The 9,655-nt window shown below is 42.8% G+C and carries 7 protein-coding genes and 1 pseudogene; 5 read left to right on the top strand and 3 right to left on the bottom strand.

Annotated features, from left to right (window positions below):
• Nucleotides 1-167: 167 nt before the first annotated feature.
• The 5 genes and pseudogenes from yiaA (at nt 168) to AB204_RS15255 (ending at nt 4,530) form a co-directional block, all read left to right on the top strand.
• A complete protein-coding gene (gene yiaA / locus AB204_RS15275) occupies nt 168-629 on the top strand; it encodes an inner membrane protein YiaA (RefSeq protein ID WP_235428102.1) in 462 nt (153 codons plus the stop codon).
• Nucleotides 630-717: 88 nt separating this feature from the next.
• Nucleotides 718-816: pseudogene (locus AB204_RS22455) on the top strand (IS6 family transposase); the annotation flags it as partial.
• Nucleotides 817-971: 155 nt separating this feature from the next.
• The gene (iclR, locus tag AB204_RS15265) at nt 972-1,802 is read left to right on the top strand and encodes a glyoxylate bypass operon transcriptional repressor IclR (RefSeq protein ID WP_047964232.1); all 831 of its coding nucleotides are present in this window, start codon (nt 972-974) and stop codon (nt 1,800-1,802) included.
• Nucleotides 1,803-1,996: 194 nt separating this feature from the next.
• On the top strand, nt 1,997-3,835 hold the full coding sequence (edd, locus tag AB204_RS15260) for a phosphogluconate dehydratase (RefSeq protein ID WP_047964231.1): 1,839 nt from the start codon (nt 1,997-1,999) through the stop codon (nt 3,833-3,835).
• Between the two features lie 53 nt (nt 3,836-3,888).
• On the top strand, nt 3,889-4,530 hold the full coding sequence (locus AB204_RS15255) for a bifunctional 4-hydroxy-2-oxoglutarate aldolase/2-dehydro-3-deoxy-phosphogluconate aldolase (protein WP_047964230.1): 642 nt from the start codon (nt 3,889-3,891) through the stop codon (nt 4,528-4,530).
• 63 nt (nt 4,531-4,593) lie between these two features.
• Here AB204_RS15255 and aceK read toward each other — a convergent pair whose 3' ends face one another.
• The 3 genes from aceK to aceB all read right to left on the bottom strand — a co-directional run bounded on the left by aceK (nt 4,594) and on the right by aceB (nt 9,366).
• Nucleotides 4,594-6,324, bottom strand: coding sequence for a bifunctional isocitrate dehydrogenase kinase/phosphatase (gene aceK / locus AB204_RS15250; protein ID WP_047964229.1), 1,731 nt, complete (start codon nt 6,322-6,324; stop codon nt 4,594-4,596).
• Nucleotides 6,325-6,405: 81 nt separating this feature from the next.
• Nucleotides 6,406-7,713 carry an isocitrate lyase gene (gene aceA / locus AB204_RS15245; protein ID WP_047964228.1) on the bottom strand — a complete coding sequence of 436 codons (1,308 nt, stop codon included), beginning with the start codon at nt 7,711-7,713 and terminating at the stop codon, nt 6,406-6,408.
• A 57-nt stretch (nt 7,714-7,770) separates the two neighbouring features.
• Entirely contained in the window at nt 7,771-9,366 is a 1,596-nt protein-coding gene (aceB, locus tag AB204_RS15240) for a malate synthase A (RefSeq protein ID WP_047964227.1), read from the bottom strand.
• Nucleotides 9,367-9,655 lie beyond the last annotated feature (289 nt).

The following is a 9,655-nucleotide window of genomic DNA, read 5'->3' as shown; positions in this document are numbered from 1 at the left end:
GCATCGTATTTAAAGGCTCAAGAGAAAAATAGTCAGTAAACTTACAGAAGAAAAACCTGCCATTAATAGGTTTTTTAACATAACACTGTCTTATAAGATTAAGTAGTTCCTAAGTTTAATCACTCAGGTATAGGATAGTTTAAATTTAACTTATGGAGATAATTTTTGTGAAGGATAGCGCTTCGTCAAATAATGAATTTACAGGATTTAATGCCTTTAACTTAATTTCTTGGATTGCTGTGATTGGTGGGATAGGTGTTTACCTCGCAGGGCTTTGGCGTTCAGATATGCAATTAAATGAAAAAGGATATTATTTTGCAATACTCCTTTTAGGGTTATTTTCTTCAATTTCAATACAAAAAACAGTAAGAGATAAAATTGATAATATACCTACAACACAAACATATTATATTGCTTGTGTTATCACTTTTTTTGCCTCTATAGCATTAATGGCTATTGGTTTGTTTAATGCTGACTTATTGCCAAGTGAAAAAGGATTTTATGGGATTGCTTTTTTCTTGTGTTTATTCGGTTCCATTGCTGTACAAAAAAACATTAGGGATATGGAGCACATTAAATCACCAATAAAAAAAGAATTTAATACTAAATTAATCAGTGAAGATGATTGAAGAAAAGGCCAGCATTAAGCTGGCCTTTCAAACGGTTTTGTCGCATTAAGCCATATTCGGATAGCATGTCATTTTTTGGTGACTGACGATGTCCCTTATCCTAAATGCGTTCAAACGCCTGCATGACCCTATTGATATCATCGCTCAGTGTGTTCGCTGGTATCTGGCCTACGCTCTGAGCCTGCGTAAGTTTGTCCCTGTTCACTCAAATATTTACTACCAACACATCGGATGTGTTTTCCTCCGCTTTATCATTCATAATAAGAAAACGAAAATAAGTTCCATTTTGTGTCCATTGCAGCCATCATTGCTGCAAACCGATTATCATCCAGAGGGCATCTTATGAGTACAGCAGTTGCCAATAAACGTACAAAAAAAACTAAAATGACAACAAGCAGTGCCGCTGCAAGCGGCCAAGTTCAGTCTTTAAGCCGAGGCCTGACACTTTTGGAATATATTTCCGATTCACCTGTCGGTGTTGCCCTGACTGATCTGGCGATCCAAGCAGGCTTGCCCAACTCCACCACTCATCGCCTCTTAACGACTTTGCAGCAACATGGTTTTGTTCGTCAAATTGGCGATCTGGGTTTGTGGGTGATTGCTTCTCATACTTTTGTTGTCGGCAGTAGTTTCCTACAAAGCCGCAATTTGATGGTGCTGGTTCACCCTATTCTTCGTCAGTTAATGGAAGATTCCGGTGAAACCGTCAATCTTGCCATTCTCAATCTTGATGAATATGAAGCGGTGATTGTCGATCAGGTGCAATGTAATGCGCTGATGCGTATGTCAGCTCCAATTGGTGGTAAGCTGCCGATGCATGCTTCCGGTGCCGGTAAAGCTCTTCTTTCCACATTGTCGGAACAAAAACGGCTTCAATTACTGCATAAAAAAGGTATGCACGCCTATACTCAGCACACCTGTACTACCGCCGCAGCATTAACAGAAAATCTGGAGCAAATCCGCAAACAGGGATTTTCATTTGATGATGAAGAGCATGCGTTGGGATTACGCTGTATTGCCGCCTGTATCTATGATGAACATCATGAAGCCTTTGCCGCCATTTCTATCTCTGGCCCGATATCACGCATCTCTGATGATCGAGTCATTGAACTCGGTGCTCTTGTTATGCGCGCGGCAAAAGCTGTCAGCCGAGAATACGGTGGAATTAAATAATTTTTGCCGAAACCCATCTAAAAAGCTGATTTGTTGACGAGCTGTTACGTTTCAGCTTTAAAAATTGATGTAGATCACAGATAAAATGCATAGTCGGCGAAAGTTGATTGCATCCTCTGATTATTGCATTAACAATGTTACCGGTAACAATGAAACAATAGTCACATTCCATTGTGGTGTCGGGAGCAATTATCATGACAACAAACCAGAACAGCACGGCTACCAACGAAACTGTCGCGCGTATTACACAGCGTATCATTGAACGCTCAAAAGAGACTCGCAGCCATTATTTGGCACGCATTGAAGCCGCTCGTTCAAAAACTGTCCACCGCGCACAACTGGCATGCGGTAATCTGGCTCATGGTTTTGCAGCCTGTCAGAATGATGAAAAAATCGCACTGAAAAATATGGTGCATAATGACATCGCCATTATCTCTTCTTACAACGATATGCTCTCCGCCCACAAGCCTTATGAAGACTATCCACAAAAATTAAAAGATTCTCTGCGCGCAGTTGGTGCGATCGGTCAAGTCGCTGGTGCGGTTCCCGCTATGTGCGATGGCGTGACACAAGGTCAGGACGGCATGGAGTTATCCCTGCTTAGCCGTGACATCATTGCAATGTCGGCTGCCGTTGGGCTTTCACATAATATGTTTGATGGCGCTCTGTATCTGGGTATTTGCGACAAAATTGTACCGGGCTTAGTCATGGCTGCCTTGTCATTCGGGCACTTGCCTGCTGTTTTTGTTCCCGCAGGGCCAATGGCCAGTGGTTTGCCAAACAAAGAGAAAGTTCGCGTTCGCCAGCTTTATGCCGAAGGTAAAGTTGATCGACAAGCACTGCTGGAAGCTGAAGCGGCGTCTTATCACAGTATCGGAACTTGTACTTTTTACGGCACAGCGAATTCAAACCAAATGGTGATGGAAATAATGGGGCTGCATTTACCGGGCGCTTCCTTTGTCCATCCAGATACATCGCTTCGTGAAGCCTTAAATGATGCCGCCGCACGTCAGATCACACGTCTGACTGAAACTTCAGGTAATTATCTTCCATTGGGTCAGGTGGTCGATGAAAAAGTCATCGTTAATGGCATTATTGCACTACTGGCTACCGGAGGATCAACCAACTTGACCATGCATTTGGTTGCCATGGCAAGATCCGCAGGGATCATTATTAATTGGGATGATTTTTCTGAATTGTCAGAAGTTATTCCTCTGCTGTGTCGCATCTATCCAAATGGGCCAGCAGATATCAACCAATTTCAAGCTGCCGGCGGGGTGACGCTGGTTATCCGCGAGTTACTGAAAAAAGGCTTATTGCACCGTGATGTCAATACTATCGCCGGGTTTGGTCTGGAACGTTATACTCAAGAACCGTGGCTTAATGAAGGCCAGTTAGCATGGCGTGAAGGTGCTTTCTCTTCATTGGACAACAATGTTATTGCCAGCATTGAACACCCCTTCGAGCGTCACGGTGGTACGAAAGTCATGACCGGAAATCTTGGCCGTGCAGTTATGAAAACTTCTGCGGTTCCGGTGGATAATCAAGTCATTGAAGCCCCCGCAGTGGTCTTTAATAGCCAGCATGATATCGCCCCTGCTTTTGAGGCTGGCAAGCTGGATCGTGACTGCGTTGTGGTTGTCCGCTATCAAGGCCCGCAAGCGAATGGTATGCCAGAATTACATAAGTTGATGCCACCACTGGGCGTTTTGATGGATCGTGGTTTTAAAATTGCTTTAGTCACTGATGGCCGTTTATCCGGCGCTTCCGGTAAAGTTCCTTCAGCCATTCATGTCACGCCAGAAGCCAGAACAGGCGGATTGCTGGCAAAAGTACAAAATGGTGATTTGATCCGTGTTGATGGTCGTACCGGAGAGCTTATGCTTCTGGTTGATGAGCAGGAATTGGCACAAAGAACACCGTATCAGCCAGATTTAAGTGAAGGGCATATTGGCTGCGGCCGTGAACTCTTTGGCGCACTGAGAACCCAACTTTCAGGTGCAGAACAAGGGGCATGTTGCATTACATTTTAATAAGCGAGGGATTTTAAATCCCTTGTGTTCTGATTTAACGAGAGAAACAACTAATGAATAACTGGAAAACAACCGCAGAAAATATCCTGACTGATGGCCCTGTCGTCCCTGTCATTGTTGTCAATGAGATTGAACACGCCGTTCCTTTGGCAAAAGCACTGGTTGCCGGCGGAATTCGGGTCTTGGAAGTGACATTAAGAACGGAATGTGCAGTAGAAGCTATCCGCCTTATTGCTAAAGAAGTTCCTGAAGCGATTATCGGTGCAGGCACGGTTATTAATCCTGAACAACTGGCTACTGTCACCGAAGCCGGCGCTCAATTCGCCATCAGTCCAGGATTAACTGAAGAATTGTTAAAAGCGGCAACTTCGGGTTCAATTCCTCTTATTCCGGGGATCTCTACCGTTTCTGAGTTGATGCTGGGGATGAGTTATGGCCTGAAATGCTTCAAATTTTTCCCGGCAGAAGCGAATGGTGGAGTTAAGGCATTGAAAGCGATTGCCGGCCCATTCCCACAAGTGCGCTTCTGCCCAACGGGTGGTATTTCTCCTGAAAACTATCGTGATTATTTAGCATTAAATAGTGTTCTGTGCATTGGTGGATCATGGTTGGTACCAAGCGAGGCATTGAAAAAAGGGGATTATGCCCAAATTACGGAATTGGCACGTACTGCAATTGCAGGAGCCAAAGCGTAACTTGCTTATTTAATATTTTTAGTACGGAAATTAACTATTTTATAATTTCCGTATATTTTCTATTTAATTCACTTCATCACGCTGGCTGAATCGCTGTCTATGGCGATAAGCAAAGACATCTTCCACATGCCCGTTTTTTATACGCTCTTGCAATGCCCGCCAGTAATCCGCTTTGAATAGGTCACTGTGGCTCTCTTCGAAGTAACCTCGAATACGTTTGTCTGTGCATAAAAAATGCCGAAATTCTTCCGGAAAAACATCGTTAACAGCCACGCTATACCAAGGCTCACTAGCCAATTCATCTTCCGGATAACGTGGTGGAGGAATATCCCGAAAGTTGACTTCGGTCATGTAGCAGATCTCATCATAATCGTAGAAAATGACCCGACCGTGGCGCGTAACGCCAAAGTTTTTAAACAACATATCGCCGGGGAAAATATTTGCTGCGGCTAACTGCTTAATCGCATTTCCGTACTCTTCTATAACATCTTTCAATTGCGCTTCATTGACTTGTTCCATGTAAATATTCAGCGGCATCATTTTACGTTCCATATAAAGATGTTTTATCAAGATCTTATCGCCCAAATCTTCGAATTTTTCCGGTATCTCCTTTTGCAATTCCTCCATTAATTCAGCGCTGATATGGCGTTTATCAATGACAAAATTTTCAAATTCCTGTGTATCAGCCATTCTTCCCACACGATCATGTTCTTTGACTAAACGATAGCATTCCTGCACCCGCTCTTGGGTAACTTCTTTCTGTGGCGCAAATTTGTCTTTAATCACTTTGAATACGCGGTCAAAAGAGGAAGACGCAAAAACCAGCATCACCATGCCCTTAACACCCGGTGCAATCGTGAACTGTTCTTGGGAAGAATTAATGAATGCCAGATATTCACGGTAATATTCTGTTTTACCATGTTTCTGGCAACCAATTGCCATATATAACTCAGCCGTGGATTTTGTCGGTAAGATCTCACGTAACCACTCTACCAAAGCGGCTGGCAAAGGCGCGTAAACCATAAAGTAGGAACGAGCGAAGCCAAAAACAATGCTGGCATCATCGTGACTGGTCAAGCAGGTATCGATAAAAATCTCTCCTGATTCATCATGATGAATGGGTAGTAAAAATGGGTAAGTGACTGTTCCCATTTTTATTTTTCCTACTAACCACGCCGCTTTATTACGATAAAATAACTCATTGGCAATTTGGAATGTCGCGTGCAGTAAATCGTGTTGGGGAAATGTATTCTGTAAGTATTGCGTGATGTAACAAATATCCCGCTCTAAATTTTCCCAGTTAAGACGCAATGGCAGATCACTTAAGATTATTCGCAACATGGAAGCGAGACAGCCATTCGGGGAAAAATCCCGTGATAAAGGGCGAGAGATCTCACGAAAACGACAAGCTGGCTGAGAAGATAAGATAAATAAATTTTCTGGCTTCAAATTACGGTGCTGAAACAAACGGCAGTAAACCGAATTGAAAAAGCTTTCTGCAATTTCGAAACGGGGATAATCGGGCAGTAACCGGGTATAAACAGCTTTGATTCCAGCGATATAATCCTCATCCTGCTGCAATGAACTGTGAATACGCTTCAACTGTTCGACTACCAAGCCAACGTGGTGATCATACAAATTTATTCTCTTTTTCATGGCTTGCTGAACCGCATGCCAATCCGCTTGTTCAAAGCGTTGCTGTGCGCCTGACGTGACTTCGAGGAATCGACCATATTGTGCATCAAATCCTTGCAAAATGGTTTGTGCAATTAAATGTGCGAGATCTATTTCCATATTTAGCCACCTTATTTGGCACGTAAAGGGGAATTCCTTTTGGAATCCCCCAACAATATCAATGGAATGGAAATAACAAATTTAGAATTGTTGCTCTTCTGTTGATCCTGTCAGAGCAGTAACAGAAGAAGCCTCTCCCTGAATAATTGTAGTTACTTTATCAAAATATCCCGTACCCACTTCCTGCTGGTGTGAAGAGAATGTATAACCACGTTCAAGAGCAGCAAATTCTTGTTCCTGTACTTTTTCAACATAATGTTTCATACCTTCGCCACGGGCGTAATCGTAGGCCAAATCAAACATGTTGAACCACATACTGTGTATACCCGCCAGCGTGATGAACTGGAATTTATAGCCCATTGCAGACAACTGTTCTTGGAAGCTGGCGATAGTTTTATCATCCAGATTCTTTTTCCAATTGAAAGACGGAGAACAGTTATAAGCCAGCAGCTTACCCGGGTATTTTGCATGGATGGCTTCGGCAAAACGACGAGCGGCTTCAATATCTGGCGTAGAAGTTTCACACCAGACAACATCGGCGTAAGGAGCATAAGCCAAACCACGGCTGATGGCCTGATCAATCCCTGCGCGAGTGCAGTAGAAACCCTCACAAGTCCGCTCGCCTGTAATGAATTCGCTGTCATAAGGATCGCAATCCGAGGTCAGAAGATCGGCCGCATCTGCGTCAGTACGCGCGACTAATAGCGTTGGCACACCAGATACATCCGCCGCCAAACGTGCAGCTACCAGTTTCTGAATGGCTTCTTGGGTCGGAACCAAAACTTTCCCCCCCATATGCCCACATTTTTTCACCGCAGCCAATTGATCTTCAAAATGAACCGCAGCCGCTCCTGCCTCAATCATCGCTTTCATCAGTTCAAATGCGTTCAATACTCCACCGAACCCGGCTTCTGCATCCGCAACAATCGGCAGGAAATAATCAATGTATTCCTGACTGTCTGGATCGATGTCATTCGACCACTGGATTTGATCTGCCCGACGGAAGCTATTATTGATACGTTTGATGATATTCGGTACAGAATCAACAGGATACAATGACTGATCGGGATACATACTTGAAGCTGTATTTGCATCCGCCGCAACTTGCCAGCCGGAAAGATAAATCGCTTCAATACCTGCTTTAGCCTGCTGAAGAGCCTGACCTCCCGTCAGCGCCCCAAGTGCGTTCACATAACCTTTTTTGGATTTGCCATGCAACAATTCCCACAACTTTTTCGCTCCCCTTTGCGCTAAAGTGTGTTCAGGGTTAAGTGAACCACGCAATTTAATGACATCCTCAGCACTATACGGGCGAGTAATGCCTTCCCAACGCGGTTGTTTCCATTCTTGTTCTAATTGAGCGATTTGTTGTGTCCGGGACATGGTCATGATGTTCTGCTTCCTATTCTTAATTAATCGGATATTTTTGCCATTATTGTTTTTAAATTAATCTAATAACTGATAACCAGGTAACGTCAGGAAATCAATTAAGTCATCCTGTGTGGTAATCTTTTCCATCAAGCTTGAAGCTTCTATAAATCGCCCCTGATCAAAACGAACTCCCCCAACCTCTTGCTTAATAACCTCAAGTTCTTCTTTGAGCATTTCCTTGAAGAGTTCTTTTGTTACCTTTTTACCGTTGGAAAGCGATTTTTCATGCCGAATCCATTGCCAAATAGAGGTGCGAGAAATTTCTGCCGTAGCAGCATCTTCCATCAAGCCATAAATCGGTACACATCCATTACCCGAAATCCATGCTTCTATATACTGAACAGCGACACGAATATTCGCGCGCATTCCCTCTTCAGTCCTTTCTCCCGAACAAGGCGCAAGCAACTGTGCAGCCGTAATTGTTTCATCTTCTTCACGCAAAACTGTCAATTGGTTCTGGCGTTCTCCCAATTTGGCATCGAAGACCATCATGACAATATCTGTAAGACCCGGATGCGCGACCCATGTGCCATCGTGACCATTATTAGCTTCTAACTCTTTGTCAGACCTGACTTTATCCAACACTTGCTGATTTTGTTCAGGATCTTTGCTGGGAATAAATGCCGACATCCCCCCCATCGCAAACGCACCGCGTTTATGGCAGGTTTTAATCAACAAGCGAGAATAGGCACTCAAGAAAGGTTGTGTCATCGTAACAGACTGGCGATCCGGCAAGACACGATCAGCATGATTTTTTAATGTTTTGATATAACTGAAAATATAATCCCAACGCCCACAATTGAGGCCAACAATGTGATGACGTAAGTAGTAAAGAATTTCATCCATCTGGAACACAGCAGGCAGCGTTTCAATCAAAACCGTGGCTTTAATAGTACCTTTTGGCAAATTGAAACGTGATTCTGTAAAACTGAAAACATCATTCCACCATTGAGCTTCGTGGTAACTCTGTATTTTCGGCAGGTAAAAATAAGGACCGCTGTTTTTTTCCAGCAGTTTTTTATGGTTCAAATAGAAGTAAAGGGCAAAATCAAATAATCCCCCCGAAATCGCTTCGCCTTTATAAAGCACGTGTTTTTCCGACAGATGCAATCCCCTGACCCGAGCAATCAATACTGCGGGATCTGGTTTCAATTCATAACGCTTACCTTGCTCATTAGTATATGAAATAGTGCCATTGACAGCGTCTCGTAAGTTGATTTGCCCGCTTATAACTTTATCCCATGCAGGCGCTAATGAATCCTCAAAGTCCGCCATAAATACTTTTACATTTGCATTTAAGGCGTTAATAACCATTTTACGTTCTACAGGACCTGTTATTTCGACTCGGCGATCTTTGAGATCGTCAGGTATTCCCTGTATTTTCCAATCCCCATCTCTAATGGAAGATGTTTCCGAAATAAAATCTGGGAGCATTCCGTCATCTATTTTTTTCTGCCATTCAATGCGTTCTCCCAATAATTTTTCACGCCTGCCAGAAAATTCAACAATCAAATCTTCTAAGAAACCAATAGATTCAGGTGATAATACCTGATTCTCTGCCTCGCCAAAAGGCTTCATAAAGGTCAACTGGGTTGTTAACATCTGCTGCATACTCCCCTCTTTTCGTCTTTTAAATGCTCAACCCGATTAAGATTAATCAATTAAAAAAATAAATCAAAAACGATTTCCATTATTTTTTAATTTAAAAATTAACCAAATCAAATCAATAAATTAAGTTTATTTAAAGATAAGAAAAACAGGGAAATAAATTCCAAAAAAGAAAACAGAAAAGTGTTAAGTTTTTGTTATGTATAAGAAATAACTAATGTCTGGAAATCATCAATATGGAAAGAAAAATTAAAAAAATGAGAAATGGCTCGCTTCAGCCAATCCTCATTTT

Origin of the sequence: Xenorhabdus khoisanae (genome assembly GCF_001037465.1) — a bacterium.
GTDB classification, from domain to species: Bacteria; Pseudomonadota; Gammaproteobacteria; order Enterobacterales; family Enterobacteriaceae; genus Xenorhabdus; species Xenorhabdus khoisanae.
This window is presented reverse-complemented; position numbering and strand designations above follow the sequence as displayed.